Source organism: Flavobacterium sp. HBTb2-11-1, from assembly GCF_009826975.1.
GTDB lineage: Bacteria > Bacteroidota > Bacteroidia > Flavobacteriales > Flavobacteriaceae > Flavobacterium.
In genome coordinates, this window is the sequence record NZ_WUMO01000001.1 from 1,044,411 (window position 1) to 1,061,785 (window position 17,375).

Consider the following 17,375-nt stretch of genomic DNA (forward strand, 5'->3'; position numbering starts at 1 on the left):
TTTACAGCCAATGTTTCTGATTGTTGCCAAATATTTAATTCCGAAAGGGTATCGAGGAATGGCTGTATTTCCGTTTGTTTTGATAAAATATGATTTTGATAAAGCAAATGGAGTTTTTGTTAATCATGAAAAAATACATTTACGTCAGCAATTAGAAATGTTAATTCTTCCATTCTTTATTTGGTATGTTTTTGAGTTTTTAATTCGGTTAATTCAATACAAAAACAAAGATTTAGCGTACCGAAACATTAGCTTTGAAAGAGAAGCGTATACAAACGAAACTAATTTGAACTATCTCAAAAAGCGATCATTTTTTCAGTTTCTGAATTATATTAAATTAAAATGAATCCAGTTTTTAACCAATCTATAAATATTCAATTTCCGAATAATATTTCGCTGATAATAAAGCGCGAAGATTTAATTCATCCGTTTGTTTCGGGAAATAAATTCAGAAAGCTGAAATACAATTTGCTTCAGGCGAAAGCCAATAATAGAGACACTTTATTGACTTTTGGAGGAGCATTTTCCAACCATATTGCTGCTGTCGCTTATGCGGGAAAAGAGCAAGGTTTTAAAACTATTGGAATCATTCGCGGAGACGAACTTTTCGATAAAATAGAAGAAAATCCAACGCTTAAATTTGCTCAAGAAAACGGAATGGAGTTTGAGTTTGTTTCCAGAGAAGAGTATCGATTAAAAAGTGAAGCGTCTTTTATTGAGAAAATGAAAGACAAGTTTGGTGATTTTTATTTAGTTCCAGAAGGCGGCACAAATGAACTCGCTGTAAAAGGTTGTGAAGAGATTTTGACAGAAGAAGATTCGGTTTTTGATTACGTTTGCTGTGCGGTTGGAACTGGAGGTACGATTTCGGGATTAATTAATAGTGCGTTGCCAAATCAGAAAATTTTGGGGTTTCCAGCGTTAAAAGGTGACTTTTTAAACGATGAAATTCGTATTTTTGCAAAAAAAGATAACTGGAATTTAATTTCTGACTATCATTTTGGAGGTTATGGCAAGATAAATTTAGAATTAATTGAATTTATTAATGCTTTTTTTGAGAAAACAAAAGTGCCCTTAGATCCAATTTATACAGGAAAGATGGTTTTTGGCGTTATAGATTTAATCAGCAAAAATTATTTTCCTGCCCATTCAAAAATTTTACTCATTCACACAGGCGGATTGCAGGGAATTGACGGAATGAATATAAAGTTGAAGCAGAAGAAATTACCAATACTCAAAACCAATGATTAAAAAAAATGTATTACTTCTCGTAATATTAGCTTTAGCAAGTTGCTCTTCTAGTAAGCCTGCCATCGCGACGACTAAAAAAGCGGCAGCTGTTCAAACCCGAACGGCTTCAACAAAAAGAAGCACTCCTGCTAAACCCATCGGTAAAAATTACCCTTCTACAAATAATACAACTGAGGTTATTCAATCTACATCCAAAACAGTTGTTACCAGCGATTTGATTAATAATTATGTGTTGCAGTACAAAGAGATTGCAATGGGAAACATGAAAACTTACGGGATTCCAGCGAGTATTATTTTGGCGCAGGGAATCTTAGAATCTGGTGCGGGAAGAGGAGATTTAGCTGTAGATGCTAATAATCATTTTGGAATAAAATGCCATAATGATTGGTTGGGAGAAAGTGTTCGCCATGATGATGATTCGGCTCAGGAATGTTTTAGAAAATATCCTCAAGCATCAGAATCGTATAGAGATCACGCTTTATTTTTGGTTGGAAAAAAACGATACGCTTCCTTATTCACTTACGAAAAAGACGATTATAAAGCTTGGGCAAAAGGGCTTAGAGCTTGCGGATACGCAACAGATCCAAAATATCCAGACAAATTGATCAGTTATATTGAACGCTACAATCTGCATCAGTACGATTGTCAGGTTACAGGAAGAAATTATGTGCCAATAAATACTTCGACGGCTCCACCAAAAAAATCATCTTATGATGTCGCTTCTGATCCAAAGATCAATATGAGCCAATATGATCCGAATACGTATGAGGTTCAAAAAGGAGATACGCTATATTCAATTTCAAAGAAATTCAATTTATTGGTTGAAGATTTAAAAAAGAAAAATAATCTAACTGATAATGCGATTTCGATTGGGCAGAGGTTGAAAGTGAAATAAGTTTTCAGTTTTAGTGTTCAGTTGCAGTTTTCAAACAATCTAAAATCTAATATCAGAAATCTAATATTATAATGTTATATAAAAGAAGTAGTCAGCTTTTTGCTGAAGCAGAAAAAGTAATTCCGGGAGGAGTAAATTCACCAGTAAGAGCGTTTAAAGCGGTTGGCGGAACTCCGATTTTTGTAAAAAGTGCTAAAGGCGCTTATTTATATGATGAAGACGGAAACAAATTAATCGATTACATCAACTCTTGGGGACCAATGGTTTTAGGTCATGCGTATCAGCCAGTTGTTGATGCTGTTATTGAAAAAGCTAAACTAGGAACTTCATTTGGGATGCCAACAGAATTGGAAACTGAAATTGCAGCTTTGGCTGTTTCTATGGTTCCGAATATTGATAAAATTCGTTTTGTAAATTCTGGAACAGAAGCTTGCATGAGTGCGATTCGTTTGGCTCGCGGATTTACAAAAAGAGATAAAATCATCAAATTTGCAGGCTGTTACCACGGACATTCAGATTCATTTTTGATTCAGGCGGGAAGTGGAGCTGTAACTTTTGGTTCGCCAAATAGTCCAGGAGTTACACAAGGAACAGCAAAAGATACTTTGTTGGCAAAATATAATGATTTAGAGAATGTAAAAACTCTAATTGAAGCTAATAAAGGAGAAATTGCAGCTATTATTATCGAAGCAGTTGCAGGAAATATGGGTTGTATTCCGCCTGCAAAAGGTTTCCTAGAAGGTTTAAGAGAATTGTGTACAGCAAACGGAATCTTATTGATTTTTGATGAGGTAATGACAGGTTTCCGTTTAGCGCGTGGTGGAGTCCAGGAATTATACGGAATTGATGCAGATATCGTGACTTTCGGAAAAGTTATAGGTGGCGGACTTCCAGTTGGAGCTTTCGCAGCTCGTGAAGAAATAATGAATTATTTAGCGCCTCTTGGACCAGTTTATCAAGCAGGAACATTGTCTGGAAATCCGTTGGCAATGGCTGCTGGATTAGCAATGTTAAAAGCACTTGATTCTGATAGAGAAATTTTTACACGTTTAGAAGAAAAAACGGCTTATTTAGAAGCAGGAATCGATAGAGTGTTAAAAGCTAATAATGTTGTGTTTACAATCAATAGAGTAGGTTCTATGATTTCTGTTCACTTTGATGCAGATCCCGTTACCGATTTCCAAACGGCTGCAAAAGGAGATAACGAAACGTTTAAGAAATTCTTCCACGGATTATTGCAAGAAGGTGTCTACATTGCGCCATCGGCATATGAAACTTGGTTTATTACAGATGCATTGACTTACGAAGATTTAGACTTTACCATCAATGCGATAGATAAAGTATCAAAAACATTTTAAATAAAAAAAGAGGCTTTTAAAAGCCTCTTTTTTTATGCGCCAAATTATATTTTATCTTGTTTGCGCTCTTTCATTTTTTCCCTCATTTTGTCTTTCTTCTCCTCTTGAAGAGCTTTCCATTTTGTGTATTGGTCAGCTTTTAAGATTGATTTCATTTTAGCATCATTTGCTGCGACTTCGTCTTCCATTTGTTTTTTGAAAGCTGCCTTTTCTTCAGCAGTTGGTTTTGTGTTGCTGTCTTTTTTTTCTTGTCTAGCTTCTCTAAATTTTTCGGCTTTTGCGCTTCTATCTGCTAAAAGCTGTTTTACCTGCGCTTGCTGGCTAGCATCTAAATTTAATTCTGTAGTCAGTTTTTGAAGCTGTTTCTCATTACGTTGTTCTGCGGTCATTCTTTCTCTTTGCTCACGCGCTGGTTTTTGATCCATGTCTTGTGCGAAACTTGCTATTCCAACAAATAACATAGCCGCAATTAATAATTTTTTCATGTGTTAAGTTTTTTAATTGTTTATACAGAGTTAGACTTTTTTAAATAAAACAGGTTTAATGAACTTTGAAAAATTATATTTTTTTTAACAAATTGAAAAGTAGTTGATTAGCAATTTAGTTAAGTGTGAATTGAAAATATTTTCTTATTTTTAAGGAATAAAGAATTTGAAATGAATTAATTCAAAAACCATGAATAAAATTGCCTTTTTCTCTACTCAACCCTACGATAAAACGTTTTTTAATAAATACAATGAAGATTTTAGTTTTCAGTTGGACTTTTTTGAGACACAATTGAATCCGCAAACTGTAGCTTTAATTGAAGAGTGTGAGATTGTTTGTGTTTTTGTAAATGACATCGTAAACGAAACGGTTATCAATCAATTAGCAGAAAAAAAGGTGAAAATAATTGCTTTACGCTGTGCTGGATTTAATAATGTTGATTTGGAAGTGGCTAAAAGACATGGAATAAAAGTTTGTCGAGTTCCGGCTTATTCTCCACAAGCAGTTGCAGAGCATGCTATGGCAATGATTTTGACTTTAAACAGAAAAACGCATAAAGCTTACAACAGAGTGCGCGAGCAGAACTTTTCTTTAAACGGATTATTGGGTTTTGATTTATTCGGAAAAACAATTGGAATTATTGGAACTGGAAATATAGGAAAAGCATTTTCTAAAATTGTATTAGGTTTTGGCTGTAATGTTTTGGCTTATGATATTGTCGAAAATGAAGAAATGAAAAAGGATGGCGTTTCTTTTGTGGGTTTAGAAGAAATCTTTAAAGCGAGTGATATTATTTCGCTTCATTGTCCACTAAATGAACAGACTAAACATGTTATCAATACCACTTCTATTTCTTTTATGAAAGATAGTGTTATGATTATCAATACAAGTCGTGGTGGCTTGATAGAAACGTCTTCAGTAATTGAAGGTTTAAAAGAAGGAAAAATTGGTTATTTAGGAATTGATGTTTACGAACAGGAGGAAAAATTGTTTTTTAGAGATCTTTCTGCAGACATTATTCAAGATGATGCGATTCAGCGTTTGATGAGTTTTCCGAATGTTTTGGTAACCGCACATCAGGCGTTTTTTACCAATGAAGCTTTGACGCAGATTGCTTTGGTGACTTTCAATAATATAAAATCGTTGCTGTCGCAAAATGATATTGAAAATAAAGCTGCATTGCTGGTGTAAATTATGACGAATTTAAAATTTCAAATAATGAAAAATAAGATTTTAATTCTAATCGCAATTTTGGCACTGAGTTCTTGCCAGAATAAAGAAAATTCGAAAAATATTGTAAAAACGGTTGTTCAAGATACATTGTCTAAAACACTTGGTGGAACGGCAAATTTGAGTGAAGCTACTCCAAAAGAAGATAAAGCAGTAGACTTAATACGCAAACAATTATTGATTTTATTGAAGAATGATATTCCCGCAATGACTAAAGACGATCGCTATTTTTATTATGATGCTTTCGACTTAAATAATGATAAGAAAAACGAATATTTGGTTGGTTTTTCAAATTCTTATTTCTGCGGAAGTGGAGGCTGTTCGGGTTATATTTTAAATAATAACGGTACTGTAATAAATCGCTTCACGGTAACCGATTTCCCAATTTATGTAACCACTTCATCAACAGAAAAATTTTATGAGCTTATATTTGAAAGCGGAGGAAAATTTCATCTTCTAAAAATGAAAAACGGAAAATATCCTTCCAATCCATCTGTTCAAGAAATCATAAGTGATATTCCAAAAGAGAGTACAAAAGTTTTGGATATTCAAGGAGAGAAATTGGAGAAGTATTCTTTTTAAAATTAAAAAATAAACCCGACAGGTTTTTAAAACCTGTCGGGTTTGAAATATTATAAAATCCAACTTGGAATTTGGAATTTCAATTTTGGAATTTAACCAACTAGTTCTACAAATTTAAACTCACCATCCACAACAACTTTAGTTAAACCGTGTTTAGATAAGTTTTTCATAGAAGCATCCCATTTTTTACCGCTAAGATTAGCTGAAACTTTTAGCTGAGATAAATCCATTTTATTCTCGTTTCCTTTTAATAAAGTCACGATTACTTTTTCTTCTTCTGTCAATTCGATCTGAGCTTGTTTTTTCTCAGGACGCATTTGAGGGAATAATAAAACTTCCTGAATAGAAGCGTTATTCGTCAAATACATAATCAAACGATCCATTCCAATTCCCATTCCAGAAGTTGGAGGCATACCGTACTCAAGAGCTCTTAAGAAATCTTCGTCGATAATTCCGTTTGCTTCATCATCACCTTTTTCAGAAAGACGCATTTGATCTTCAAAACGCTCTCTTTGGTCAATTGGGTCATTTAATTCAGAATACGCATTTGCGATTTCTTTTCCGCAAACCATTAATTCAAAACGCTCAGTCAAATCTGGATTATCGCGGTGCTCTTTACAAAGCGGAGACATTTCTTTTGGATAATCTGTAATGAAAGTTGGCTGAATATAATTTCCTTCACATTTTGCTCCGAAAATCTCATCGATTAATTTTCCTTTACCCATTGTTTCGTCAACCTCGATTCCCATTCCGCGTGCTGCTTCAAACAATTCCTGTTCTGTTTTTCCAGAAATATCAAAACCTGTAAAATGTTTGATAGAATCTGTCATGGTAACACGTGCATAAGGTGCTTTGAAGTTGATTTTGTGCTCGCCAAAAGTTACTTCGCTCGTACCATTTACAGCAATTGCACAGTGCTCCAATAAACCTTCGGCAAAGTCCATCATCCAATTGTAGTCTTTGTAGGCTACATATATTTCCATTGCAGTAAATTCAGGATTATGCGTTCTGTCCATACCTTCGTTACGGAAGTTTCTAGAGAACTCATAAACACCTTCAAATCCACCAACAATTAATCTTTTTAAGTATAACTCATTGGCAATACGCATGTAAAGCGGAATATCAAGCGAGTTGTGGTGCGTAATAAATGGTCTTGCCGAAGCCCCACCAGGAATTGACTGTAAAACCGGAGTATCTACTTCAAGATATCCTGCATTGTTAAAGTACTCTCTCATAGCAGTGAACAATTTAGTTCTCTTAAGGAAAGTTTCTTTTACTTGCGGATTTACAGTTAAATCTACATAACGCATTCTATAACGTAATTCAGCGTCATTGAAAGCATCGTGCACTTTTCCGTCTTCATCAACTTTTGGTAATGGTAACGGACGTAATGTTTTACTCAAGAAAGTAAAACCAGTTACACGAATACATTTTGCCCCCACTTGTGTAGTAAACAATTCACCTTCAATACCAATAAAATCTCCTAAATCGGTTAATTTTTTGAATACTTGGTTGTATAAAGTTTTATCGTCACCTTCGCACAAAACATCACGATTCACGTACAATTGAATACGTCCTTCGCTGTCTTGCAATTCAGCAAAAGAAGCTTTACCTTGATCACGAACACTCATCAAACGTCCTGCAACGATAACCTTCTTACCTTCCTCAAAAGTTTCCTTTATCTGCTTTGATGTATGATCTACAGGAAAAAGATTAGCTGGATAAGGATTGATTCCCAGATTGCGTAAGTTTTGAAGTTTTTCTCTTCTGATGATTTCTTGTTCTGATAATGCCATTTTTTGTGCTATTTTTTTAAGTGTGCAAAGATAAAGAAAAGAATGCAGATTTTAGAATGGACTTTTTAGATTTTTTGTGACATCAATTTATTGGCTTTCAACCATCTTTAGCAAACGTTGATCGCTATAAGAATAAATTCGTTTTTAACAAATATAAAACATGGCTTAGTGTTAATTTGTTGATTTTTAACTATTTGCACGTGATTATAAATAGCGAATTTGAAGTTGTTTTAAAACACGATTCAAATAATTCTTAAAAGAAAGTATCTTCGCTTGAACAACTTAAACCTCAATTATGAAAAGAATTTTATTTTGCTTTTTTATTGTACTTTGTATTACAAGCTGTACGCTTAAGGAAAAAATGGTTATGAATGAAGATGGATCGGGAACTTTTTCTTACGGCTTTGACATGTCACCGATGTATAAAATGGGTATAAAAAAAACAGATTCGACTAAAGTTAATAAAGTCTTAGACACTACTTTTACCTTCAAAGATGTGCTAGCCAAAATAAAAGACAGTATTTCTAAATTGTCAGATGCTGATAAGGAAAAAATTGAGCAGCTCGAGAAAGAAAAAGAGAAACTTGAAATTCTAGAAGATTTTAAAGTAAGCATAAAGGTAAATGACGAAAAAAAGCAATTCGAATATGCTATGGCATTTGATTTTCCTGCCGGAACAGATTTTAAAACTATTGCCACACCCACTGAAAGTTTAGAAGCGCTGGCGGCTACTGACAAAAAAAGATTAGGAGCTTTAAGCGCTGCGCCAAAATCTGAAGAAAAGTCAAGTACTACTATTTTTTACGATGGCAAAGTTTTTATTAAATCGGTAACACCTTCTAAAGAAGATAAAAAAGCTAAAAAGAAAAAAGAAGCTAAGAAAGAAAAGAGTGATGATCCATTTTCAAAACAAATAGAAGAAATGATGAAGGAATGTAAATATACAGTCGAATATCATTTTCCTAAAAGGATTAAAACTGTTTCTATCAAAAATGCAGTAGTAGCAGCAGATAGAAAAAGCTTTATTGCCGAAATGCCATTAGGCAATATGCAAGAAAGCAGCGTGGATTTTGGTTTCAAAGTAGAATTTGAATAATAATTGGAGGTTTTTAATAAAGTGTATTTTTAAAAATAGTCTTTGTATCTTTGATAAAAATATACTGCGATGAAATTATATAAATTACTTAGTTTTTCTTTTTTAATAGCAACTTTAACTAGCTGTACTTTTACTGAAAACATTTACATTAATGATAATGGAACGGGAAAATTTTCGGTAGACATGGATGGTTCTGCTTTAATGGAAATGGCTGGAGATCAGATTGCAGGTCAAATGGGAGATGCTAAAAAAGATATCGATACGACTTTTACTTTCAAGCAACTATTTGAAGAAAAAAAAGACAGTATTGCTAAGTTATCACCAGAAACTCAGAAAGAGCTTAAAAAGCTTGAGAATTTTGTGGTTTCAACAAAAATGAGTTCTGAAAAAAAACAGTTTTTAATGAACTTAGGAACAGATTTTAAAAATGTCAATGAGCTTCAGGATATTTTACAAACTTTAAGCACCTTTCAGAAATTAGAAGGAGGAGCAAATGCATCTCCACTTGGAAATGGTTTTGGAGATAATAAAAGTAAATTAAGCTATACTTATGACGGAAAGAAATTTACAAGAAAAGCAGTAATCGATCAGGAGAAACTACAGGCATCTAAGGCTAAAGATACGGCTGCAGATATGACCAAAATGATGTTCGCATCATCTAGCTATATTGTAAACTATCATTTTCCAAAAAAAATTAAGAAAGTTTCTAATCCAAATGCATTGTTTAGCGACGATCGAAAATCAATCACAATTCAATACTCTTTTACGGATTATATGGAGAATCCTGACAAACTGAACTTCGATGTTGAGTTTGAAAAATAATTAAAATGAATAAAAAAATCCAACTTCAGGATCTGGGCAAAAGAGATTATAAATCGACGTGGGAATATCAAGAAGAAATTTTTAAGGATATTGTCGATTTAAAAATTAAGAACAGAAGAGAAGAACTTGATCTGCCAACGCCAAATTATTTATTGTTTGTTGAGCATCCGCATGTTTATACTTTAGGGAAAAGCGGTGATCTTGAAAATTTATTATTAAACGAAAAACAGCTAGAAGCCAAAGGAGCGACATTTTATAAAATTAATCGTGGCGGTGATATTACCTATCATGGACCAGGGCAAATTGTAGGTTATCCGATTTTAGATTTAGAAAATTTCTTTACCGATATTCATAAATACCTTCGTTTGCTAGAAGAATCTATTATTCTGACTTTGGCCGAATATGGTTTAGAATCGGGTAGAAGTGAAGGAGAAACGGGAGTTTGGCTAGGTGTAGGAACTCCGTTTGCTCGTAAGATTTGTGCAATGGGGGTTCGCGCTTCACGTTGGGTTACCATGCACGGATTTGCCTTAAACGTAAATGTAGATTTGGGTTATTTTGATAATATTATTCCATGCGGTATTCGCGGAAAAGGTGTCACATCTTTAAATGTAGAACTTGGTGTGGAGAAAGTAGATGAAGAAGAAGTAAAATCTAAAATCATCAAACATTTTACCGAACTATTCGAAGCTGAATTTGTTTAAAAGATTCAAAATAATTCGAGTATGGAAAATGAAGACAAAAAATCATTTTTGAAGCATTTAGATCTTCCAGAAAAAGAATTACAGGAGTTGTTGAGTATTGCACAATATGGTAAAATAGCTAAGGCAGGCTATTTTATTCGTGAAGGTCAAGTGCCTCGTAAAATGGCTTTTGTGGTAAAAGGTTTGTTTCGATATGTTTACACTCATGAAAACGGAAACGAATTCACTAAAAATATTATAGCCGAAGGGAATTTTATAAGTTCTTATTCGGCTATGATTTATAATACTCCTTCCTATTTTTCGATAGAAGCTTTAGAAGATTCCGAGATCTTGGAAATTGATTATTCAAGCTGGATCGAAATAAAAGAAAAAAATCCATTTTGGAATGTCTTTCTTCTTCAAATTCTTGAAAAAGCATTTTCTATAAAAGAAAAACGAGAAAGAGAACTGCTTCTTTTAGATGCTGAAAAGCGATATGAAATTTTTACTATTGAATTTCCTAATATCGAAAATCGTATTTCGCAGCAAATTATAGCTTCTTATTTAGGTATTCAGCCAGAATCTTTCAGCAGACTCAAAAGAAAAATTAAGACTTAACATAGGTCAATGTAACTCCATAGCAGGAGAACTATTTTTGATTTCTAATTTAAAAAATGAAATTATGGAAATCTCAAATAATACTATTGTTATTACAGGAGGAAGCTCTGGTTTAGGATTTGAAATGTGCCAACAGTTTCTAGAAAAGGGCAATAACGTGATAACCTGTTCACGTTCTTTGGAAAAGCTTGAAGAGGCCAAAAAGCGATTGCCCAATTTAGTCATTTACAAGTGTGACATTGCTCGGGAATTAGAATGCGAAGATTTTGCAGAATGGCTTCGAATTAATTATCCTAAGGTCAATGTTTTAATTAACAATGCTGCGATTGTAAATAAAACTCATTTTGTAGAAGACCGATTTTCGTTAGAAAAAATGAATGAAGAATTCTCGGTTAATCTAAATGCACCAATTCGTTTAATCAAGCTTTTGTATCCGATTTTAATCCAAAATCAAAATCCTAAAATCATAAATATTACCACAGGATTGGTTTATGTTCCAAGAACAATTTACCCGTTTTATAATGCCACAAAATCGGGTCTACATTCTTTTACTCAAGTTTTAAGAGAACAGTTGAAAAAAGAAAAAATCAAGGTTATAGAAGTGTTATTTCCAGTAGTAGATACTCCTTGGCACAAAGGAAATGTTCCTAAAATTGCAATTTCACCTCAAGATGCAGTCTCAGAAATGCTTGAAAGTATATCTCAAAATCGGACAGAAATAAGAATTGCAAAAGTAAAACTGCTTTATTTTCTTTTTAGAATAGCTCCTCGATTTTCATTTCGTAAAATAAATAGCCTTTAAATATGAGTGTTGTTAAATGCAAATTCAATTTTTCTTGGAATAAATGCATAGTTACATTGTTTTTAAAATCCAAAACAGCAACCTTATTTTTAAATAGAAAGCGTTTTTTTCTTAAATTTATATTCAAAAAACAGAAAAACCATTTCTCAAAAGTTAAGATTTTGAAGGGATGGCAAATTCTAAACTCCTTGTAATTCTCTTAGCTATTTATGCTAAATTTGATTTTATACTATTAAATTAAAATTTCATTTTATTCCCGATTGCTTATGAGAAAAATCTACTTATTCTATTTCCTTTTTGCGCTTAATGGTCTTTTTGCCCAAAAGAAAGATAAATTATATCCAGTTGCAGTTTATGAAAAAGTGTGGCAGGAAAAAAATAGCGATATCAGATTAAAGATGATTAAATCTATTTGGTTAGAAGACAGTACTTTTGAAGATCCTTCGGCTTCTATAAAAGGAATTACGGCATTTAATAATGTAATCAACGAATTTTACAAGAAAAATCCAGATGCGATATTGACATCAGGATCCAAAATTGTAAAAGATAATTATGTAACCTGGGAATGGAAAGTTCTGGATTCCAAAAATAACCTAATAATGGCAGGACGTGATTTTGCACGTTTAAATGGTAAAGGGCAAGTGAGCAAAATTATTGGTTTCTGGGATAAAGGAGCGACTTTGTCTGAAGCTGATATTTTGAAAAATCTGGAAGCTGATAATTTGAAAGTAGTAGCTAAATATTACGAAAGCCTTTTTAAAACGAGAGATTTTGATGCTTTAGCCACTGTGGTTGCAGACGGTGCAGTTTACAATCAGGCTGCTGGTTTGCCGTATGGAGGAACTTATACAGGTCTTAGTGAATGGATAAAGATGTTTACAAAATCAACAGAGTTTTTTGATCTTCAGATTGAAAAAGAACCAACCTATTTTAGTGATGCTTCTAAAAATGAAGTGATCATTTATTTTACAATGAGCTGTAAATCTAAAAAATCAGGCAAAACCATGTCAGTTCCAATTTCAGAACATTTCGATTTGAAGGATGGAAAAATTACAACAGTAAGACCTTTTTATTATGACACAAAACAGTTTGCAGAATTCTTAAAAAGCAAAAAATAAAAAAAACGACCTTTTTAGGTCGTTTTTTTTTATTCAAAAAAATCAAGTTCTAACTGCTCTGGCAAAAGTCTAAAACTCATTCTATGATATTTTGTAGTTCCAAATTCCTTAATAGCTTCGCGATGTTCTTTAGTTGGATATCCTTTGTTTTGTTTCCAATTGTACATCGGAAATTCTTCGTGAATTTTGTCCATATATTCGTCGCGATAGGTTTTTGCTAAAACAGATGCCGCTGCAATGCTAAGATATTTGCCGTCGCCCTTTATAATGCTTTGGTTCGGAATCGATTTTAAAAGAGCAATTTCATCTTTAGAAAACTGCCTTCCAAAAGTGTTTTTAAGTCCGAGTTTAGCATTCAAGGAACGATTTCCGTCAACTATAATATATTCAGGAACATGTTTTAGTTTCAAAATGCATTCCTGCATTCCTTTCATCGAAGCATTTAGAATGTTTATTTCGTCAATTTCATCTGGAAACAAATGTGTTACAGAAAAACATACAGCTTCTTTTTCGAGAATTGGCCTTAATAAGGCTCTCGTTTTTTCAGACAATTGCTTACTGTCATTCAGAATTGTATTCTCAAAATGTTCGGGTAAAATTATAGCTGCAGCAGTAACTGGCCCAGCTAGACATCCTCGGCCAGCTTCATCAGTTCCAGTTTCTAAAACAAATCCTGAGAAATTTTTTTCGAGCATTTTTTTAGGGTTTTTAAAAAGCAAAGATTGTACTTTTTTTTCTAAAACGCATTACTAATTCAAAGAGAAATGCAATCACGGATTGCTTTTTTACAGCACCAATATCAAACCGCAAAAACTATTGAAAACTGTGTAAATTTTCAAATTGACTATAAGTTTATGATTTTAGTTAAAACAGAAGAAAATGCTTGAGTTTTATGATTTTTTTTGTAGAATATTTAATTGTGAATGTTTTAAAAATTGAAATTTACAAGCTCAAAGCAAACTTTTGAAGAATTGATTTACAATTTATTATGTTAAAATAAAAAAACATTAGTGAGAAAAATGCAGGAATGAAACATTCTCAGTTGAAAATGTTTTATTCCTATGTTATTCTTGTAGGATAATATCTTTGTTTTTTTGGGTGGTCAATGCTGTTTTTTTGAGTTTATTCTTGCTTTAAATGTTAATTAAATGTTAATTTTTTTGTTTATAAAGTGACGATTTTTTATATGTGTAATTTTTGTATTTCTTTGATTTTGTGCTGATTACGTGTTGCATGGTAAATTTTTGTTAAAGAAATATTAAAAAAAAGTTAAGAAGTGTTAGTGAATTGCATTGTTGTTTTAAGAAAATATTAAGATGTTTGCGACTTACTAATTCAAAATTTTTAAAAATGAAACTAAAGTTAAATGGATTCTTAGTGCTTCTGGTGGCGCTGATTACGCAACTAACCTTTGCGCAAGAAAGAACTGTTTCGGGTGTAGTTTCCGATAATGCAGGAATGCCTCTTCCAGGTGTGAGCGTATTAGTTAAAGGAACTAAAAGCGGAACGCAAACAGATTTTGATGGAAAATTTTCTATCAAAGCAACGTCAAGCGAAGTCTTGATTTTTACTTACATTGGAATGAAAACGCAAGAAGTTGCAGCTAGTTCTACAGCATTAAATGTAAAATTAACTAGTAATACTACAGAATTAGAAAGTGTTGTTGTAACGGCCTTAGGTATCAAGAGAGAGAAAAAAGCTCTTGGATATGCTACTCAGGAAATAAAAGGAGAAGATTTGGTTGGTGGAACTGCAAGTGCAAACTTCCTTAACGATCTTTCTGGTAAATCTGCTGGGGTATATATTAGAAAAAATACAAACTTTGGAGGATCTACAAGTGTGGTTTCAAGAGGTGTTAAAAACCTTACGGGAAATAACCAAATGCTTATTGTTATCGATGGTATGCCTATTAATAACTCGAATGTGAATTCTAGCAATGGTGCACAAACAACCGGAGCTCGTAATACTTACGACTACGGTAATGCTGGAATGGATATTAATTCTGATGATATTGAATCGCTAAATATATTGAAAGGTGCTGCTGCATCTGCTTTATATGGGTTTCAAGCTGGTAATGGTGTAATTATGATTACTACAAAAAAAGGTAAGGCTCAAAAAGGTATGGGAGTAACTATATCAAGTGAGTTTGGAGTTGGTTCAGTTGATAAAAAGACTTTCCCTGTTTACCAAAATAAATACGGACAAGGTTATGGACCAACTTATGATGCAGCAGGAAATCCAAAAGGGACTCCAGTTGGGCCAACAGGTGCATTCTTTGTTATAGATAAAAATGGTAACCAAGTGGTAAGTACTACAGATGATGCTTCTTACGGTGTTGCTTTTGATCCAAATCTTTCTGTTTATACTTGGGAATCTTATTCTCCATATTCTTCAAAATTTGGACAAAAATCTCCATGGGTAGCGGCTAAAAATGGTCCAATTACATTTTTTCAAACTGCTCAAACATTCAATAACTCGATCTCTTTTGAAGGTGGTACAGACAAAAGCAACTTTGTTATCAATTACAACAACTATAAAGAGAATGGTATTTTACCAAATAGTGAATTGAAGAAAAATAATGCAAGTATTAAATTCAACCACAAATTAACTGATAAATTAACTGTTAGTGTTTTTGCAAATTATTTAGCACAAACTACAATGGGTAGAAATACTACTGGTTACGGAGGTGATAACGTCGCAGGTTTATTCCGTCAATGGTGGGGAACTAACGTAGATATTCAATCTCAGAAAGAAGCTTTTAATAATTCAGGAGGGCAAAATATTTCATGGAACATGGCAGATCCTGCTAATGGAAATACAAATCCTAAATATTGGGATAACCCATATTTTACAAGATACAAAAACTACCAAACAGACGAAAGAAATCGTTTCATCGGTTATGGCCAGTTAGATTATAAAATTACAGATTGGTTAAATGCTACAGGTAAAATAAGTACAGATTCTTATTCAGAATTACGTGAAGAAAGAAAAGCGGTAGGGTCTTTGGCTTCAACATTTGGAATTAACCGTTTAGCTGTTGGTTCAGGATACCAAAAATATACAGGTATGTTTTCTGAACAAAACTATCAGGTTACCTTAAACTTCAATAAAAAACTTACTGATGATTTTTCATTGACAGGTTTAGTTGGATACAATGCTTTAAGAACTAGACGTACATCTACATTGGCTTCTACAGATGGAGGACTTATTATTCCGGGAATCTATGCATTATCAAATTCAGTAAATCCTTCTCCATTCCCGGTTGAGGTTGAAGATAATTCAGCGGTAAACAGTGTTTATGCATCTGCTTCATTAGGATTCAGAGATTTCCTTTATGTAGAAGGAACAGTACGTAATGATGCATTCTCGATGTTGCCACAAGACGACAATGATGTTAATACATACTCTGCTTCTGCAAGTTATGTTTTCACAAAACATATTAATGCGCCATGGTTAACTTTTGGTAAATTAAGAGCGAGTTATGCTGAAAATCCACAAGGAAGTATTGATCCTTATGCATTGCAAGATGTATTTACTAAATTTAATCCATTTGGGTCAAACCAACTTTATTCAAGACCAAACACGGCTAATAATCCAGATTTGCATCCTGTAAAAACTAAATCTCAAGAGCTTGGTTTAGAGATGCAATTCCTTGACAGAAGGGTAGGTTTTGAGGTAAGTGTTTATAAAAGTTTAAGTGAAGATCAAATTTTTGCGGTAGATTATTCTACAGCAACTGGTAACTCTTCAAGATACGTAAACGCGGGATCAGTTGAAAATAAAGGTGTTGAGTTGATATTCAATGCGGTTCCGGTTAAAACAAAAGATTTTCAATGGGATTTAGGCGTAAACTGGTCTAAAAATGAGAATACAGTTGTAGAGTTAGCGCCAGGCGTTCCTGTTTTAACAATTGGTACATTCCAAGGAGGAGTTAGTATCGTAGGAACAAAAGGACATGCTTATGGAGATATTCTTGGGAAAGATTATATTTATAAAGACGGGCAAAGGGTAACTAAAAATGGTGTGTATTTACAAACTGCAACTACTAATAATGTAATTGGTAATGTTACTCCAGATTGGATTGGTGGCTTCCGTAACAAATTTACTTACAAACAAGTGTCTCTAGGTTTCTTAATTGATGTTCAAAAAGGAGGAGATATTTTCTCTCTTGATCAATATTATGGACAAAGCTCTGGTTTATATACTTCAACAGCAGGAAACAACGAACTTGGAAATCCTGTGAGAAATACATTAGCTAATGGCGGAGGTGTTATTTTACCTGGAGTAAACGAAGATGGAACTCCTAATACTACAAGAACACCAAACCCTGAAGTTGCAGGAAGTATCTATGGTTACAATAATAATCCACAAAAAGCATTTGTTTACGACGCAAGTTATGTGAAATTAAGAGAGGTAAGCATTACTTATAGTTTCCCTAGACAACTTATAGCTAAAGCAGGTTTGAATGATTTACGTCTTTCTTTAGTAGGTTCTAATTTATGGATCATTAGTAAAAATCTTCCAGATGCAGATCCAGAAAGTGGTATAAGTTCAGGTAACTTATCATCAGGTTATTCAGGAGGTTCACTTCCGACAACAAGAAATATTGGTTGTAACCTAACATTAAAATTTTAAATC

General features: G+C 33.3%; 16 protein-coding genes. 13 read left to right on the forward strand and 3 right to left on the reverse strand.

Annotated features, from left to right (window positions below; translation table 11 throughout):
• The first annotated feature begins 10 nt into the window (after nt 1–10).
• The 4 genes from GR162_RS04645 to hemL all read left to right on the forward strand — a co-directional run bounded on the left by GR162_RS04645 (nt 11) and on the right by hemL (nt 3,504).
• Nucleotides 11–346, forward strand: coding sequence for a hypothetical protein (locus GR162_RS04645; protein WP_160781158.1), 336 nt, complete (start codon nt 11–13; stop codon nt 344–346).
• Nucleotides 343–1,251 carry a 1-aminocyclopropane-1-carboxylate deaminase/D-cysteine desulfhydrase gene (locus GR162_RS04650; protein ID WP_160781159.1) on the forward strand — a complete coding sequence of 303 codons (909 nt, stop codon included), beginning with the start codon at nt 343–345 and terminating at the stop codon, nt 1,249–1,251. Before GR162_RS04645 ends, GR162_RS04650 begins: the two co-directional genes overlap by 4 nt.
• Nucleotides 1,244–2,146 carry a glucosaminidase domain-containing protein gene (locus GR162_RS04655; RefSeq protein ID WP_160781160.1) on the forward strand — a complete coding sequence of 301 codons (903 nt, stop codon included), beginning with the start codon at nt 1,244–1,246 and terminating at the stop codon, nt 2,144–2,146. The genes GR162_RS04650 and GR162_RS04655 overlap by 8 nt, the downstream gene beginning before the upstream one ends.
• A 71-nt stretch (nt 2,147–2,217) precedes the next feature.
• A complete protein-coding gene (gene hemL / locus GR162_RS04660; RefSeq protein WP_066032604.1) occupies nt 2,218–3,504 on the forward strand; it encodes a glutamate-1-semialdehyde 2,1-aminomutase in 1,287 nt (428 codons plus the stop codon).
• 44 nt (nt 3,505–3,548) lie between these two features.
• Here hemL and GR162_RS04665 read toward each other — a convergent pair whose 3' ends face one another.
• Nucleotides 3,549–3,989, reverse strand: coding sequence for a hypothetical protein (locus GR162_RS04665; protein ID WP_160781161.1), 441 nt, complete (start codon nt 3,987–3,989; stop codon nt 3,549–3,551).
• A 190-nt stretch (nt 3,990–4,179) separates the two neighbouring features.
• Between GR162_RS04665 and GR162_RS04670 the strand changes: the two genes are divergently transcribed.
• Nucleotides 4,180–5,181 carry a 2-hydroxyacid dehydrogenase gene (locus tag GR162_RS04670; RefSeq protein ID WP_160781162.1) on the forward strand — a complete coding sequence of 334 codons (1,002 nt, stop codon included), beginning with the start codon at nt 4,180–4,182 and terminating at the stop codon, nt 5,179–5,181.
• Nucleotides 5,182–5,208: 27 nt separating this feature from the next.
• Nucleotides 5,209–5,802 (forward strand): hypothetical protein, encoded by a 594-nt coding sequence (locus GR162_RS04675; RefSeq protein ID WP_119793651.1) that lies wholly within the window; start codon nt 5,209–5,211, stop codon nt 5,800–5,802.
• Between the two features lie 92 nt (nt 5,803–5,894).
• Here GR162_RS04675 and lysS read toward each other — a convergent pair whose 3' ends face one another.
• On the reverse strand, nt 5,895–7,598 hold the full coding sequence (gene lysS / locus GR162_RS04680) for a lysine--tRNA ligase (protein ID WP_160781163.1): 1,704 nt from the start codon (nt 7,596–7,598) through the stop codon (nt 5,895–5,897).
• A gap of 295 nt (nt 7,599–7,893) precedes the next feature.
• On the opposite strand from lysS, the gene GR162_RS04685 reads away from it, so the two are divergent.
• The 6 genes from GR162_RS04685 (at nt 7,894) to GR162_RS04710 (ending at nt 12,737) form a co-directional block, all read left to right on the forward strand.
• Nucleotides 7,894–8,694 carry a hypothetical protein gene (locus tag GR162_RS04685; RefSeq protein ID WP_160781164.1) on the forward strand — a complete coding sequence of 267 codons (801 nt, stop codon included), beginning with the start codon at nt 7,894–7,896 and terminating at the stop codon, nt 8,692–8,694.
• A 69-nt stretch (nt 8,695–8,763) separates the two neighbouring features.
• The gene (locus GR162_RS04690; protein ID WP_008466956.1) at nt 8,764–9,516 is read left to right on the forward strand and encodes a hypothetical protein; all 753 of its coding nucleotides are present in this window, start codon (nt 8,764–8,766) and stop codon (nt 9,514–9,516) included.
• Nucleotides 9,517–9,521: 5 nt separating this feature from the next.
• Nucleotides 9,522–10,220, forward strand: a complete 699-nt coding sequence (gene lipB, locus GR162_RS04695; RefSeq protein ID WP_091136102.1) for a lipoyl(octanoyl) transferase LipB — start codon at nt 9,522–9,524, stop codon at nt 10,218–10,220.
• Nucleotides 10,221–10,241: 21 nt separating this feature from the next.
• Entirely contained in the window at nt 10,242–10,817 is a 576-nt protein-coding gene (locus tag GR162_RS04700; protein WP_160781165.1) for a Crp/Fnr family transcriptional regulator, read from the forward strand.
• 64 nt (nt 10,818–10,881) lie between these two features.
• Nucleotides 10,882–11,619, forward strand: a complete 738-nt coding sequence (locus GR162_RS04705) for an SDR family oxidoreductase (protein WP_160781166.1) — start codon at nt 10,882–10,884, stop codon at nt 11,617–11,619.
• A 266-nt stretch (nt 11,620–11,885) separates the two neighbouring features.
• A complete protein-coding gene (locus tag GR162_RS04710) occupies nt 11,886–12,737 on the forward strand; it encodes a nuclear transport factor 2 family protein (RefSeq protein ID WP_160781167.1) in 852 nt (283 codons plus the stop codon).
• Nucleotides 12,738–12,766: 29 nt separating this feature from the next.
• On the opposite strand, the gene GR162_RS04715 is transcribed toward GR162_RS04710, so the two are convergent.
• Nucleotides 12,767–13,432 (reverse strand): ribonuclease HII, encoded by a 666-nt coding sequence (locus GR162_RS04715; RefSeq protein WP_091136116.1) that lies wholly within the window; start codon nt 13,430–13,432, stop codon nt 12,767–12,769.
• 655 nt (nt 13,433–14,087) lie between these two features.
• Here GR162_RS04715 and GR162_RS04720 point away from each other — a divergent pair.
• A complete protein-coding gene (locus tag GR162_RS04720) occupies nt 14,088–17,372 on the forward strand; it encodes a SusC/RagA family TonB-linked outer membrane protein (RefSeq protein WP_160781168.1) in 3,285 nt (1,094 codons plus the stop codon).
• The last annotated feature ends 3 nt before the right edge of the window (nt 17,373–17,375 follow it).

Excerpts from the sequence above, each read along its gene's own strand:
- GR162_RS04645 (WP_160781158.1), top strand. The coding sequence starts at position 11 with ATGTTTCTGATTGTTGCCAAATATTTAATTCCGAAAGGGTATCGAGGA.
- GR162_RS04650 (WP_160781159.1), top strand. The coding sequence starts at position 343 with ATGAATCCAGTTTTTAACCAATCTATAAATATTCAATTTCCGAATAAT.
- GR162_RS04655 (WP_160781160.1), top strand. The coding sequence starts at position 1,244 with ATGATTAAAAAAAATGTATTACTTCTCGTAATATTAGCTTTAGCAAGT.
- hemL (WP_066032604.1), top strand. The coding sequence starts at position 2,218 with ATGTTATATAAAAGAAGTAGTCAGCTTTTTGCTGAAGCAGAAAAAGTA.
- GR162_RS04665 (WP_160781161.1), bottom strand. The coding sequence starts at position 3,989 with ATGAAAAAATTATTAATTGCGGCTATGTTATTTGTTGGAATAGCAAGT.
- GR162_RS04670 (WP_160781162.1), top strand. The coding sequence starts at position 4,180 with ATGAATAAAATTGCCTTTTTCTCTACTCAACCCTACGATAAAACGTTT.
- GR162_RS04675 (WP_119793651.1), top strand. The coding sequence starts at position 5,209 with ATGAAAAATAAGATTTTAATTCTAATCGCAATTTTGGCACTGAGTTCT.
- lysS (WP_160781163.1), bottom strand. The coding sequence starts at position 7,598 with ATGGCATTATCAGAACAAGAAATCATCAGAAGAGAAAAACTTCAAAAC.
- GR162_RS04685 (WP_160781164.1), top strand. The coding sequence starts at position 7,894 with ATGAAAAGAATTTTATTTTGCTTTTTTATTGTACTTTGTATTACAAGC.
- GR162_RS04690 (WP_008466956.1), top strand. The coding sequence starts at position 8,764 with ATGAAATTATATAAATTACTTAGTTTTTCTTTTTTAATAGCAACTTTA.
- lipB (WP_091136102.1), top strand. The coding sequence starts at position 9,522 with ATGAATAAAAAAATCCAACTTCAGGATCTGGGCAAAAGAGATTATAAA.
- GR162_RS04700 (WP_160781165.1), top strand. The coding sequence starts at position 10,242 with ATGGAAAATGAAGACAAAAAATCATTTTTGAAGCATTTAGATCTTCCA.
- GR162_RS04705 (WP_160781166.1), top strand. The coding sequence starts at position 10,882 with ATGGAAATCTCAAATAATACTATTGTTATTACAGGAGGAAGCTCTGGT.
- GR162_RS04710 (WP_160781167.1), top strand. The coding sequence starts at position 11,886 with ATGAGAAAAATCTACTTATTCTATTTCCTTTTTGCGCTTAATGGTCTT.
- GR162_RS04715 (WP_091136116.1), bottom strand. The coding sequence starts at position 13,432 with ATGCTCGAAAAAAATTTCTCAGGATTTGTTTTAGAAACTGGAACTGAT.
- GR162_RS04720 (WP_160781168.1), top strand. The coding sequence starts at position 14,088 with ATGAAACTAAAGTTAAATGGATTCTTAGTGCTTCTGGTGGCGCTGATT.